The following is a 13143-nucleotide window of genomic DNA, read 5'->3' as shown; positions in this document are numbered from 1 at the left end:
CCGGTTCAGGCGTGGGAAAGCCGCAGGCCTAGGCCTTGAACCCGCGGTGCAGGGCCACGACCCCACCCGTCAGATTCCGCCACGCCACCTTCGACCAGCCCGCCTCCCGCAACCGCGCGGCCAGCGCCGGCTGGTCCGGCCAAGAGCGGATGGACTCCGCGAGATAGACGTACGCGTCGGGGTTGGAGGAGACGGCGCGCGCGACCGGCGGCAGCGCCCGCATCAGGTACTCCTCGTAGACCGTGCGGAACGGCGTCCACGTCGGGTGCGAGAACTCGCAGATGACGACCCGGCCGCCGGGCTTCGTCACGCGGTACATCTCGCGCAGCGCCTCGTCCGTCTCCTGGACGTTGCGCAGGCCGAAGGAGATCGTGACGGCGTCGAACGTGTCGTCCTTGAACGGCAGCTTCGTCGCGTCCCCGGCCGTGAACGGCATCCAGGGGTGGCGCCCCTTGCCGACCTGGAGCATGCCGATCGAGAAGTCGCAGGGCACGACGTACGCGCCCGCCCGGGCGAAGGGCTGCGAGGAGGTGGCGGTCCCCGCGGCGAGGTCGAGGACCTTCTGCGCGGGCCGCGCGTCGACGGCCTTCGCGACCTCCTTGCGCCACAGCCGGGCCTGCCCGAGCGACAGCACGTCGTTCGTCAGGTCGTACCGTTCCGCCACGTCGTCGAACATCGAGGCGACTTCGTGCGGCTGCTTGTCCAGAGATGCGCGGGTCACCCGACCATTGTGGCAGTACGGGCACCGGCTCAGGAAAGCGGCTCACGGCAGCATCCGGGGCCCGCGCCGGGCGGCCTGTGGTTCCAGTTCGCCGTGGCCTGGCCGCGGCACGCTTTTCGACGGCAGAATCGGAATGCATTGATGGATGCAAGCAGGGCAATTTCGCAAAACTCCCTGAGGGGAAGTGAGCGGACCGTGAGAATCGCGCCAACCTGTCACTGAGCTGGGAGAGTTGACGGCCATTCGTGCCCACCGGCCATTCCGGGTACGTTGAAAACGTCAGCCTTTCCCGAGCCAGTGAGCGAGTGAACGTGCGGAATATACGAGGCGTGCGAAATACCCGGCGCCTGCTGAAGCCGACCGCCGGTCTCGTCTGTCTGGCCGCGCTGGTGTGCTCCGGGTGCTCGGCGAGCGAGGACTCCCCCGCAGGCACGGCCGAGAGCACGACGGCGTCCTCCGCGCCCGAATCCACGACCGCCTTCGCCCCGTACGTCAGTGCCACGACCGCCGGGGACGGCGACAGCTCCGGCACCCCGTCGACGTACAACCTGGCCTTCGTCGTCGCGGACGGCGGCGACTGCGCGCCCGTGTGGGGCGGGACCACGGACATCGGCGACGACGCGGTGGCGTCCCGGATCGCGAAGCTGAAGTCATCGGGCGGCGCCGTCCGCGTCTCCTTCGGCGGGGCCGCGGGCAAGGAGCTCGCGCTCACCTGCGACAGCGCGTCCGAACTCGCCGACGCCTACGCCCAGGTCCTGGACGCCACGGGCGCGACCGAGGCCGACTTCGACATCGAGGGCGACGCGCTCACGGATGCCGCCTCCGTCGCCCGCCGCTCCGAGGCGATCGCGCTGCTCCAGAAGAAGCGCGACCTGAAGGCCACGTTCACGCTCCCCGTGATGCCCTCGGGCCTGGACGCCGACAGCGTGGCGCTCCTGGAGTCCGCCAACGACCACGACGCACGGGTCTCGACGGTGAACATCATGGCGATGAACTACGGCACGTCCTACACCGGCGACATGGGCGACTACGCGATCACGTCGGCCACCAAGGCGCACGCCCAGATCAAGAAGGCCTTCGGCCTCTCGGACAGGAACGGCTGGAAGGGCCTCGCGGTCACCGCGATGATCGGCGTGAACGACGTGAAGGGCGAGACGTTCACGCTCGCCGACGCGGCCCAACTACGGGCGTACGGCGAGAAGAAGGGCGTGGCCTGGCTGTCGATGTGGACGTCGTTCCGCGACCAGGAGTGCGCGAAGGGCACGTCGACGGCGAAGGCCCAGGACACGTGCAGCGGGGTGGAGCAGGAGGCGGGGGCGTTCGCGGAAACGCTGTCAGGCTGACCGGCCCCTACCGCCGCCGGTACACCAGGCGTCCGCCGAGGACCGTGGCGACGCACGTCCCCGAGCCCTGCGCCAGGAGCCCGGCTTCATCACGTACGTCGAAGGCGGCGAGGTCGGCGCGACCGCCCACGCTCAACGGACCGTGGACCGTACCGGCCAGGTCGATCCCCTCGACGAAGGGGTCGAGGTCAGGGCCGGTCGTCAGCGGCGGCGCAAGCCGCCACGCGTCCGCCACCTCGCGAAGCCCGGACCGCGTCACCGCCTGCCGCACCCCGTCCGGGAAGCCCCCGCCGACGTGCGTCGTGCCGTGCGCCAGCATGCGCTGCAGACCGCGCCGTACGCTCCCGGCCCACCGGGAGTCGTCGTCGCACTCGAAACCGACGATCGGCTCGGTGCCGAGTTCGTCGGCCTCGCGCGGATCGGGGTGGTAGACGCGGGTCAGGAGCCAGCGGCCGTGCCACTGCCGGAGACCCGGCGTGATCACCCCGGGCCACTGCCGGACGCGGGCGCGCGGCTGCGCGGCCACCACGTCCTCGTACGTCCCGATGGCCGCGATCCGGTCGCCGTCGACGAGTACCGCACCCCCGGGAACCGGCGCCGCGCCGACCGGCAGGACCAGCGGCGCGGCGTGAACCGTCAGCACAGCGGCATCAGTTGGAGGCCAGCAGCTTCAGCTCGGGGTGGGCCGTGCCACCCTCGATCGCCGTGGACGAGATGTGCGAGGCGACGCGGTCGTCGGTCGGGTCGTTCGCCGGGTCGTCGTGCACGACGAGGTGCTCGTACGTCGTGGCGCGCTGGGCCGGCACACGGTCCGCGGTGCGGATCATGTCGATCATGTCGCGCAGGTTGTTGCGGTGCTTGGCGCCCGCGGAGGAGACGACGTTCTCCTCCAGCATCACGGAGCCGAGGTCGTCCGCGCCGTAGTGCAGGGTGAGCTGGCCGGCCTCCTTGCCGGTGGTCAGCCAGGAACCCTGGATGTGGGCGACGTTGTCGAGGAAGATCCGCGAGATCGCGATCATGCGGATGTACTCGAAGATGGTCGCCTGGGTGCGGCCCTTGAGGTGGTTGTTCTCGGGCTGGTACGTGTACGGGATGAAGGCCCGGAAGCCCCCGGTCCTGTCCTGCACGTCGCGGATCATCCGCAGGTGCTCGATGCGCTCGGCGTTGGTCTCGCCGGTGCCCATGAGCATCGTGGACGTCGACTCGACGCCGAGCCCGTGGGCGATCTCCATGATCTCCAGCCAGCGCTCGCCGCTCTCCTTGAGCGGGGCGATGGCCTTGCGGGGGCGGGCCGGGAGCAGCTCGGCACCGGCACCGGCGAAGGAGTCGAGCCCGGCGGCGTGAATCCGCTGGATCGCCTCCTCGGCGGAGACCTTCGAGATGCGGGCCATGTGCTCGATCTCGGAGGCGCCGAGAGAGTGGATGACCAGCTGCGGGAAGTTCTTCTTGATCGCCGAGAAGTGCTCTTCGTAGTACTCGACGCCGAAGTCCGGGTGGTGCCCGCCCTGGAACATGACCTGCGTGCCACCGAGCTCGACGGTCTCGGCGCAGCGCCGCAGGATGTCGTCGAGGTCGCGCGTCCAGCCCTTCTTGGTGTCCTTGGGGGCCGCGTAGAAGGCGCAGAACTTGCAGGCGGTCACACACACGTTGGTGTAGTTGATGTTCCGCTCGATGATGTACGTCGCGATGTGCTCGGTCCCGGCGTACCGGCGGCGGCGCACGGCGTCGGCGGCGGCACCGAGCGCGTGCAGCGGCGCGTCGCGGTAGAGGTCGAGCGCCTCTTCGGCGCTGATCCGCCCACCTGCGGCGGCACGGTCGAGGACGGACTGAAGGTCGGCCTTCTCGGTCACCGGGGCGTCCCTTTCGTAAGGGTTCTGGACGGACCGATCCAGCGTACGCCAGGGGGTCCGGCCGCCCGACGTCAGGCGGCGTAGGCCCCGACGTCAGGCGGCGTAGGCCCCGACCAGCAGCCCCACGAACGCGCCGCCGATCAGGAACGGCCCGAACGGGATGGCCGTCTTGCGCCCCGCGCGGCGGGCGATGACCAGGCCGGTCCCGTACAGGGCGGCGAGCAGGAACCCGGCGAAGGTGCCGAGCAGCACCCCGCCCCACCCGTACCAGCCGAGGGCGGCCCCCAGGCCGAGCGCCAGCTTCACGTCGCCGAAGCCCATGCCGTTCGGACTGATGAGGAAGAGCACGAAGTACGCCCCGGCGAGCCCGAGCGCCCCGTACAGGGAGTGCAGCCAGGACCCACCGTGCTCGGGCAGCAGCGCGGCGGCCCCCAGGAGGGCGAGCGCGGCCACGGCGAGCGGCAGGGTGAGCACGTCGGGCAGCCGGTGCACCCCGAAGTCCACGACGGCGAGCAGCACCCCGAAGGGCGCGAGCAGCAGCCAGACGCCGAGCTCGGGCCGCGCGCCGGTGGCGGCGGCGAGGGCGGCGCAGACGAGGGCGGTGGCGGTGGCGACGGCCGCGGTCCGGGGCCCGTAGCGGGTCCCGTCCTCCCCGCACCGCGCGAGCCCGACCCACCCCCCGACGGGATGCCCGCCGGGGCAGCTGTCCCGCCACGCCTCATCGGGCGAGACGGAGAGCCGGTACGCGGCGCGGGGGACGAGCAGCCCCGTGACGGCGCCCCAGAGGAGGGCGCCGATGATGAGCGTCACGTACACGAGATAACCGTCTCCCCCGTTGTAGGCAGGCGTTCCGCAAGGCGATTGGGGTCTCCCCTGCTCGAGCGGAGCCGAGAGCTTGGGGAAGGGTGGGCACAACGCCGAAGCTGCCGAGTGCCGACTCAGCCGGCGTCAGCTGACAGCCGTGAGGCCACTGCGCCAGGCAGGCAGGAGCTCGTCCAGCAGGGCTTCCGTCCGGGGCGGCACGCCCCGAGCCCCACTCCGGGCGACGAGATCCGCGGCCACCTGCTGAAGGCGACCGGGGTCGCCCACCGCATGGGTGGCCCGCAGCAGCTCGTTCCAGAGCCGCTCATCGCCCGGCGCGGAATTCAGCGAAGCGTTCAGCGCCTCGATGGCCTTCTCCGCGCGCCCCTTCTCCAGGTGGAACTCGGAGAGGGCGAGCCCGATGTCGGCGACGAGCAGCGGCAGCTGCGCGTCGATGATCTCGTGCGTGAGCCACGCGTACCGCCCCTGCGGCCGGTCCGCGAGCAACGGCCCCCGCACCAGCACCAGCGCATCGGTGAGCATCCGCCCACGTACGGCCCGGCTGTTGGCCCCGCGCCCCTGCGTCGCCTCGTGGTAGAGCGACCGCAGGACATCCAGGTCGGAGACGACGGACTTGGCGAGCGTGAGCCGCCCGCTCTGGTCGGCCCGCAGCCGCGGCGATCCGTCGGGCTCGGTGCCGAGCCACTCGCGCAGCCGGTCGACGAGCGCGTCGCGTACGTCCTCGGTGACGCCCCGCGGCCACAGCGCGGAGGCGAGCACCCGGGGGTGCACACCCTCGCGGTGCAGCAGGAGCAGCGCCAGCGCCTCGTGCATCAGCGGGCTGCGCTCGCCGTCAGGCGTGTCGAGGCCGATGATCTCGTACGTACCGACGAGGCGCGCGTACACCGCGGGCCGCCCCTGCTCGGTGACGTCGACGAGGAACGGCGGAGCGGTGGCCGTACGACCGGAACCGGCCTGACCGGGCGAACCGGGTGTGCCGCCCTCGCCCGGGTCCGCGTCGACGAAGAGCTCCACGACGGAGCGCTGCAGGGCCTCGGGCAGGGTCTGCGCCTCCAGCTCCAGCCCGAGCAGCGGGGCGAGGAGCTTGCCCTGGGGCGTGATCTCCATCTCCCAGGCGGCACCCGGCATGTCCCCGGACTCGGTGCCGACGAGGTAGCCGATGCCCAGCCGGCTGGCGTCCGCGGCCAGTTCGGCGAGCTTCACGGCGTCGTCGCCGGTGGGCTCGGCGGCGAGAAGCACCAGGTGCGGCGCCCAGCGCGTGTGCTGGGCGGGCCCCGTACGACCCGTGAGCACGGAGTCGTGCCCGGCCGCGCCCAGGGCACCGCGCCGCTGGCGCGTCTCGGCCTCCATCGTCTCGATGAGCGCCTCGATGTCGTCGAGGTGGCGCAGCCGGTTGGGCGCGAGCGGCGTCAGGTCCTGCCCGAAGCCGACGAGGGTGATGGTCATGCGGTCGGACCAGCCGTTGGTGGCGAGCTCGGCGGCGACGGAGGCGAAGACCGCGGCGCGGTCGGCCTCGGTCCCGCTCAGCGACACGACACCGGGCACGGCTTCGAGGTTGAGCAGCAGCCGCGAGTCGTCGAGCGTGCCGAGGCTGACGAGCCCCGGGTAGGGAGCGGCGGTGTCCACGTCCTCGTACTGCTCGGCGTCGGTGCGCGCCAGCATCCAGAACGTCTGGTCCTGCCCCAACTGCCAGGGCGCGGGCGGCCGTCCGGCGGGCTGGGCGAGCTGGAGGTGCAGATCGCCGTTGCTGAGCCAGGCGGCGTAGACGGTGGGCAGCGCGCGCGACTCCTCGGCGAGGGCGGCGGCGAGCCCCCTCAGCGAAAGATCAAGAAGGCGTACGCCCTCGGGGTCGGCCCCCACGAGCAGGGCGTCCTGCGCGGCGGCCGCGCCCCCGGTCGGCGTCGGCGGCTCCATGCCGCGACGTCCGCCGACGGCGCCCATGGCCGACTGCCACAGGGCGTGACGCCGACGGCGGCCGAGCGCGCCGAGGAGTCCAGCGGCGAGGAGAGGCGCGCCGATGAGCGCCTCGGGCAGCCCGAAGGAGAACCCTTCGGACTCACTCCCGCTACTGGCGACGGGCGCCTCCTGCCGCGCGCCGTCGGAGGGCCGCTGCTCGGGAATGGTGATGTGCGCGGTGTCGCGGTCGACGGACCCGCCGCCGCCCTGCTCCGTGGCGCCGCCACCCTGCTGGCCGCCGCCTTGCTCGTTGGCGTGGTCCCCGGACTTGGCGTAGTCGGAGATCTGCTCCTTGACGTCCTGCGAGACCTTGGGCGCCTCGTCGGGCATCTCGACGAGCTCGCCGCCGTGCGCGTCCGCGGGCATCTCCATGATCCAGCCCGGCCGGATGAGGCTGGCCTCGGACAGCCGCGACCCGTCGGGCTGCTCGCGGTCCTTGTTGAGCTGGTAGATCTCCTTGTACCGGCGGCCGTCTCCCAGGTGCCGCTCGGCGATCTCCCACATCGAATCGTGGTGCCGTCCTTCGGGCGGCTGGATCCGGTAGTACTTGGTGTCCCCGTCCTTGGCGCTGCTGCCGGCCTGCGCGGCGGCCTGCTCGGCCTGCTCGGCGACGGCACTTGCGGCGCTCCCGGCCTGCTCCTGCCCGAAGAGACCGCCGGGGGTCTGCTGGGCGGAGGCGGCGGAAGCGGGCTTCTGATTCCCCTCCAGGGACTGCCCGAACTGCGAGAGCCCCGGCGCGAAGCTGGCGGCGGTGGCGCCGACCAGGAGCAGGGCGGCGACGAGTTGCCGGGCGAGCAGCTGACTGCCACCGGCCCCGGGAATGCGCCCCGGCATCCCGACCCCGGAGAGCGCGGCCTTGACCTCCACCAGCACGCAGGCGGTGAACTGGGCCCAGGCGAGCCAGACGACGACGGTCAGTACGTTGATGAACGTCCCGACCGTGATCTCCTGCTGCAACCAGTCCAGCGAGGGCGCACCGCCCGGAAGCGGCCACCCCACGGCGTACGCGAGCGCGCCAGGGACGCCGATGACGAGCACGGCCAACGCGACGAAGGCGAGGAACGCCTTGACGAAGTCCCCGAACGTACGACGACGCCGGGGCAGCGGCTGCGGCGTCCGATTCCGTGGAGCCGACGGGCCGCCGTTCGAACTTGAAGTGGTGCGCGCCATGGCGGGAGTCCTGGTGTCCTCTGAGAGGGAGCGGATAGGGATCAGCGGTGTGTGCGCTGAGGGTACTGAGGCGATGGTACGGAAGGGGCCGAAGGTCATACAGAGGCATCGGTGCCCAAGGGTCTTGCGCGGGTGCCCGTTTGAGCCCGAGTTGAGAGTTAAGCGGCACTCTCTCCGCCCGCTTACGGTCCGCCTCCGCCCGTTCTCGCGCCCGGGATTGCCCGCCCAGAACAGGCACGCATCCCCCCTTCACTCCCCCGCGTCACAGTTCCGGCACGGAATCGCTGCGCCCCCGTAGCACTTGGGGCCCCGTCATTCGCGTTCGCTTCCGTCACCGCACAGAACACGAGAACCTTCACAAGGCCCACCGGTACTGGTTACCCACGCCTGGTAATTTCGTCCGGCTCCATTCTCTCCTGCACACACGCCGAACTCTGGGGGACTGCAATCGTGGCCCGTCGCACCCTGCCCACCGTGACCGCGCTGGTGACGAGCGCGGCCCTGCTCCTGACCGCCTGCGGAGGCGGCGGGGGCGATGACTCCTCGGACAGGATCGAGGGGGCGGGGAAGGGGTCGGGCAAACCGTCGCCCACCGCGTCGGAATCGTCGGACGTCGACCGTCCTAAGATCACCCTGCCCACGTCCTTCAAGGCCGACTTCGAGGGCTGGACGGACAGCGATCCGAAGATCCAGTCGATCCTGAACGACGGCAAGGAACGACTCCGCGGAACCTACGCCGCGATCGGTGAAGCCGACCCCGAGGCCGACTACTTGGCCTTCTACAGCGCCCGCTCCGCCCTCGCCAGCGGTGAGAAGTGGGTCAGGGGTTACGAAGGGCTGACGATCACCGGTGAGATCAAGGCCTTCAGCCCCGAGGCGGAGATCCGCGAGAAGGGCCGGGCGACCCTCTTCTACTGCGTGGACGAGAGCAAGGGCTTCAGCAAGGACCTCAAGACCGGCAAGAAGGAGGGGACCCCCGAAGGCGAGTCCCCCAAGGTCCAGTACCGCACGGCGCTCGAGAAGAGCGACAACGGAGTCTGGATGACCACCTCGGTGGAGACCGCCCCGGGAGGATGCTGATCATGCGCTCCACTCGCAGCGCCATAGGAACCGTTGCCGTCCGGGTGATCGCCCCCTTGGCGATCGTCTCGGCTCTCGTCCCTTCGCCCGCGCTGGCGCTGGGCGGGCCGGGCCATGAAGGCGGCGGCAGCGTGGACGACGAAGGCAACCTCGGGGCCGGGGTCACGCACTCCTCGATCAAGGTCACGTACAAGAGCGGTGGTGAGGGCGGCGGCAAGAAGGGGAACCTCGCGCCGATCGACCCCAACTGGAAGCCCCCGGCCTGCTGGTACGAGCCCGCCTACACGCCGGAGCAGCTCAAGAAGGCCGCGGAGGCCGGAGAAGTCGACGACGCCGGCATCCACGAGTTCTGGTCGGACGCGATCTTCATCGATCACTACGACAAGGGCGAGGCCAACGACAACTTCGACGACGAGAACAGCCGCGCCGAGGGCTACAAGAACTACAACATCGGCAAGGACGGCTACTTCTGGCGCGGTGTCGCACCGGACGACACCGACCCGGACTCCTGGGACTGCGGCCGCATCATGTTCTGGCAAGACGCGGGAACGGTCCCCGACATCCCGCACGCCCCGACGCCGGAGATGCTCGCCGAGTACGCCTACGACAAGGTGAAGGTCCCCGAGACCGAGGTGGAACTGAAGCCGGAGGCCAAGTCGACGGTGAACATGCCGACCTGGGTCTGGCTGGACAAGGGCACCTTCAAGGACGTCAAGGTCCGCGCGGAGCTCCCGAACACGGGATTGTGGGCGGAGACCACGGCCAAGCCGAAGAGCCTCCACCTGGAACCGGGCACGTCCGACGCGGAGACCTTCCCCGCCTCCGGCGAATGCGAGATCAACGAAGACGGCAGCATCGGCACGCCCTACGCAAAGGGCAAGTCGAAGCAGGACCCGCCGTGCGGCATCAAGTACCTCCGCGCGACGGGCGGAAAGCCGTACCAACTGAAGGCATCGATCACCTGGGAAATCTCCTGGGAGGGCTCCGACAACGACGGCAAGCACCTGCTGCCGAACGGCACCTTCGAGACGACCCAGGACATGGACGTCCAGGAAATCCAGTCGATCAACCGCTGAGGCAAGAGGTGGCGACCCAGGCCTGGTTTCGACCCCGAGATATGGCATTGACGGCGATTCACCGGCGGACCCTGGCCGGGGTCAGCGGTTCACGGACTGGATCTCCTGTACGGGAATCCGCTGAGTCGCGCCGAAGGAGCCGGACGGCAGCGAGCCGCCCTCGCCCGTGGTGCTGGTCCAGTGGATCTTCCAACTGAGCGTGGCCCGGACGGCGTACGCCTCGTCTGCGGCCGTGGAGCGCAGGTACGTCACCCCGCACGGCGGCACCCTCTCCGCCTTGCCTCGCACGTACGGCTCGCCGATGCCGCCGCCCTTGCGGATCGCGCACGCGCCCGACGCGGGAAAACGGGTCGCGTCCTGCGTGCCCGGATCGATGTGCAGGGCCTCGGGCTCGGCCGTCGTCGTCGCCGAGAGGCCCGTGCCGGGCAGGCTCGCGGTGACGGTGATCTTCTTGAACCTGGCCTTGTCCAGCCAGACCCAGGTGGGCAGGTTCACCGTGGACCTGCCGCGCGGCGCCATCTTGATCTCGGTGCCGGGGACGGGGAGTTCGTCGTACGCGTACTCGGCGAGGACCTCCGGGGAGACGGCCAGGGGCTCGTCCGGAGTCTGCCCCTTGTCCACCCAGAAGGGCTGCCGGTCGCACGCCGTCGCCTCGGGCTCGCCCTCACGGTTCGGATTGACCACGGGCGCCCAGAACATGCCCTCGCCCTGCTTGGAGAGGTTGTAGTTCTTGTAGGGATGGCCGTCCTTGTAACGGTGCTCCAGCGCGTCGCTGATGACGTACCCGATCCCACCGACGAGCGGAGCCCCCGCCCCGAACCTCCGCCACGCCTTGACGGTGCGCTCGATCTCCTTCGGAGAGAACGCGGGCTCGTACCAGCACGCCGGGGGCGTCCAGTCGGGCCTCACCGGTGCCAGCGAGCCGGTCGTGGATGACATGCCGGTCGAGCCACCGCCGACCGACGTCCGCACCCTCGTCTCCACAGTGATGGCACCGCCGCTCATGCCACCCTTCGCTTCTTCGCTGGACCCTCCGTTGTGGCTCCGGTCAGCCCAACTCGGCGCGGCTGTCGGCATGATGAGAAGGAGTACCGCGAACGCGGTGAGCGCGGATGCCGCGCCATGGCGGCCGGTCATGGGCGACAGGCCTTGCTGCCTCGCTCCGAAACGCTCTTGGTGACCTGCCACACGCCCTTGGTGTTCTTCCTCAGCCGGTCGTTGTAGAAGACGTACGAATCCTTGGTGACCGGGGTGACGTTGGTCTTTTCCGTCTTGAGGTTCTTGGTGTAGCCCTTGGACTCGTCCCCGCAGTACGTGAGCCCGGCTGAACCGTCCTTTCCGAACGTGACCCGACGATCGACGTAACGCACCGTCCCCGTCACCGTGGTGCCCTCCTCGACGAAGCCGCCGATCCAGTCCACCGAGTCCAGGTAGGCCGCACCTTTGCTGTAGAAGGCCACCGCCCTAGCCTTGGGGTCCTGGTTCCCGATCGCCTCGTCGATGGCCCGCAAGTACTCGGCGTTGTCACGCAGCACCGCGTCCGTCCTCGCGTCACCCGTCTCCCGGGGCACGAAGACGAGCTGGTCCCCCTGCGGCAGCGACACCTTGGGCCGTGCGATCCCGTCGCGCACCGGGTGCGCCTCGGGCGAGGCCTTCGCCCCCTCGCCCACTCCAGCGATCTCGTCGGAGCCTTCGGGCTCCGTGCCACCACCGCACCCAGCCAGCACCACCACAGCCACAGCCACAGCCACAGCCACACCAACCAGCGACGACGACGCCACTCTCGTACGCATCCGGACCTACCTCCTGCAAACGGGGACAGGAGGTAAAACCCGCCGCCGCTCCCGAAGGTCACCAGATGATCGTCGTCCCCGGAGTGAATGTCGGATGAGTCCGGCTGACCCCTCAAGTAGACGCCTCGCCGCGCATGCCCTTCGAGGCGTCTACGACGCCGGGCGCCACCCGCGGGGCGGCCTGAACGCCGCAGTGGTTTCGGCTCGACCCTCTCGCGGCCGAGTGGGACGATGAGATCTCCGCAACAGCTATGCGGGAATCGCTCCGGGCGGCAAGCTCTACCTCGGCACCCAAGGGGGATACGAACATGGGCGGTAAGGGAAAGAGCGACCTCGCGGTCCCGCTCACCGAGCTGGAGGACTACGGATCCCGGCTGCGCTCCATCAAGGACCGCATGAACCGGACGAAGAAGACCTTCGAGTCCTACAGGGACGACATCGGCGACGGCGGCGTGTACGACTCGCTCGAGGACTTCGAGTCCAACTGGGAGGACGGCCGCGAGGACATCGGCCAGCAGCTGACCGCCCTCGCCGAACTGTCCGACGCCGTCGTACGCGAGTTCAAGAAGCTGGACGACAAGCTGGCCAAGGAGGTCAACGACGCGGTGAAGCCGAACAAGGGCACGGGCACGGGAAAGGGCAAGGGCAAAGACGGCACGTAGCCGTCACTCCGCGAAGCGGAACGTAGACGTCACCGCGTCGAAGATGTCGAAGAACGCGTCCGCCAGTTCGAGTTGTTGGCTGCTGCCCGAGACCAGTGCCACCTTGCCCTCCTGCCCCGGCACCGGAATGAAGGTCTGCATCAGGACGACGCGGATCGTGCGCTCGTCGCCCGGCACGGAGATGTCCTCCAGGCCGTACGTCCGCGCCGCGAGCCCGACGCCCGGGATGTCGACCGTCTTCACCTTCCGCCACGCGTCACCCTCCCGCCTGGCCTCGCGCACGCCGAGCTGGGCGACGATGCGGTCCGGGTCCGTCGGCAGGACGTCGCCGTTCGCCGTGCGGGCGCCGACCAGGGAGACCGTGACCGAGCCGGTGACCGGCGTATCGCCGCCGAAGCTCTCCGCCATGCAGCCGCAGTACAGGGCGCCGGACTGCCAGGCATCCTTCGACGCCTTGCGCAGGAAGCCCTCGAAGTCCTCCCGATACGGGGCCAGCTCCGGGCGCTGACGTACGCGGTCGTTGATCATCTGCCGGATGGCGGCGTCGCGCGACTCGGGCCGCACGTCGAACTCCCACCACGTCTCCGGCACCTTGATGCTGAACCCGCCGCGAGCGATGGTCCGCGGCTCCGTATACCGGGTCATGGCTGTCCTCGTCCTTTCGACAACA

The 13143-nt window shown here is 70.0% G+C and carries 12 protein-coding genes; 4 read left to right on the top strand and 8 right to left on the bottom strand.

The features are described from left to right. Positions 1–28 precede the first annotated feature (28 nt). Positions 29–721 carry a demethylmenaquinone methyltransferase gene (locus ACZ6ZP_RS38585; RefSeq protein WP_361469059.1) on the bottom strand — a complete coding sequence of 231 codons (693 nt, stop codon included), beginning with the start codon at positions 719–721 and terminating at the stop codon, positions 29–31. Positions 722–1050: 329 nt separating this feature from the next. Between ACZ6ZP_RS38585 and ACZ6ZP_RS38580 the strand changes: the two genes are divergently transcribed. Then, positions 1051–2064, top strand: a complete 1014-nt coding sequence (locus ACZ6ZP_RS38580) for a chitinase (RefSeq protein WP_469410284.1) — start codon at positions 1051–1053, stop codon at positions 2062–2064. Between the two features lie 7 nt (positions 2065–2071). Here the strand turns inward: ACZ6ZP_RS38580 and ACZ6ZP_RS38575 are convergent, their stop codons facing one another. The 4 genes from ACZ6ZP_RS38575 to ACZ6ZP_RS38560 form a co-directional block, all read right to left on the bottom strand. Next, the gene (locus tag ACZ6ZP_RS38575; RefSeq protein ID WP_351170198.1) at positions 2072–2707 is read right to left on the bottom strand and encodes an amidohydrolase family protein; all 636 of its coding nucleotides are present in this window, start codon (positions 2705–2707) and stop codon (positions 2072–2074) included. A 7-nt stretch (positions 2708–2714) separates the two neighbouring features. Further along, positions 2715–3914, bottom strand: coding sequence for a cyclic dehypoxanthinyl futalosine synthase (mqnC, locus tag ACZ6ZP_RS38570; protein ID WP_351170196.1), 1200 nt, complete (start codon positions 3912–3914; stop codon positions 2715–2717). Between the two features lie 93 nt (positions 3915–4007). After that, a complete protein-coding gene (locus tag ACZ6ZP_RS38565; protein ID WP_469410283.1) occupies positions 4008–4724 on the bottom strand; it encodes a prepilin peptidase in 717 nt (238 codons plus the stop codon). A 138-nt stretch (positions 4725–4862) separates the two neighbouring features. Then, positions 4863–7862 carry a BTAD domain-containing putative transcriptional regulator gene (locus ACZ6ZP_RS38560; protein ID WP_469410282.1) on the bottom strand — a complete coding sequence of 1000 codons (3000 nt, stop codon included), beginning with the start codon at positions 7860–7862 and terminating at the stop codon, positions 4863–4865. Positions 7863–8312: 450 nt separating this feature from the next. On the opposite strand from ACZ6ZP_RS38560, the gene ACZ6ZP_RS38555 reads away from it, so the two are divergent. Beyond that, the gene (locus ACZ6ZP_RS38555) at positions 8313–8942 is read left to right on the top strand and encodes a hypothetical protein (protein ID WP_366461867.1); all 630 of its coding nucleotides are present in this window, start codon (positions 8313–8315) and stop codon (positions 8940–8942) included. A 2-nt stretch (positions 8943–8944) separates the two neighbouring features. After that, the gene (locus ACZ6ZP_RS38550) at positions 8945–10018 is read left to right on the top strand and encodes a hypothetical protein (protein WP_469410281.1); all 1074 of its coding nucleotides are present in this window, start codon (positions 8945–8947) and stop codon (positions 10016–10018) included. A gap of 81 nt (positions 10019–10099) precedes the next feature. Here ACZ6ZP_RS38550 and ACZ6ZP_RS38545 read toward each other — a convergent pair whose 3' ends face one another. Next, complete coding sequence (locus tag ACZ6ZP_RS38545; protein ID WP_469410280.1) at positions 10100–11023, bottom strand: hypothetical protein; 924 nt, start codon at positions 11021–11023, stop codon at positions 10100–10102. Positions 11024–11151: 128 nt separating this feature from the next. Then, positions 11152–11769, bottom strand: a complete 618-nt coding sequence (locus ACZ6ZP_RS38540) for a hypothetical protein (protein ID WP_469410279.1) — start codon at positions 11767–11769, stop codon at positions 11152–11154. A 350-nt stretch (positions 11770–12119) separates the two neighbouring features. Here ACZ6ZP_RS38540 and ACZ6ZP_RS38535 point away from each other — a divergent pair, with 350 nt between their 5' ends. Beyond that, on the top strand, positions 12120–12473 hold the full coding sequence (locus ACZ6ZP_RS38535; RefSeq protein ID WP_351170178.1) for a hypothetical protein: 354 nt from the start codon (positions 12120–12122) through the stop codon (positions 12471–12473). 3 nt (positions 12474–12476) lie between these two features. On the opposite strand, the gene ACZ6ZP_RS38530 is transcribed toward ACZ6ZP_RS38535, so the two are convergent. Beyond that, the gene (locus tag ACZ6ZP_RS38530; protein ID WP_351170175.1) at positions 12477–13118 is read right to left on the bottom strand and encodes a hypothetical protein; all 642 of its coding nucleotides are present in this window, start codon (positions 13116–13118) and stop codon (positions 12477–12479) included. Positions 13119–13143 lie beyond the last annotated feature (25 nt).

The sequence above is a fragment of the Streptomyces sp. NPDC054047 genome, assembly GCF_055585065.1.
Note: the sequence above shows the minus strand (reverse complement) of the source record. Positions and strands in the feature narration are given on the sequence as shown.

Excerpts from the sequence above, each read along its gene's own strand:
- ACZ6ZP_RS38530 (WP_351170175.1), bottom strand. The coding sequence starts at position 13,118 with ATGACCCGGTATACGGAGCCGCGGACCATCGCTCGCGGCGGGTTCAGC.
- ACZ6ZP_RS38545 (WP_469410280.1), bottom strand. The coding sequence starts at position 11,023 with ATGAGCGGCGGTGCCATCACTGTGGAGACGAGGGTGCGGACGTCGGTC.
- ACZ6ZP_RS38535 (WP_351170178.1), top strand. The coding sequence starts at position 12,120 with ATGGGCGGTAAGGGAAAGAGCGACCTCGCGGTCCCGCTCACCGAGCTG.
- ACZ6ZP_RS38560 (WP_469410282.1), bottom strand. The coding sequence starts at position 7,862 with ATGGCGCGCACCACTTCAAGTTCGAACGGCGGCCCGTCGGCTCCACGG.
- ACZ6ZP_RS38550 (WP_469410281.1), top strand. The coding sequence starts at position 8,945 with ATGCGCTCCACTCGCAGCGCCATAGGAACCGTTGCCGTCCGGGTGATC.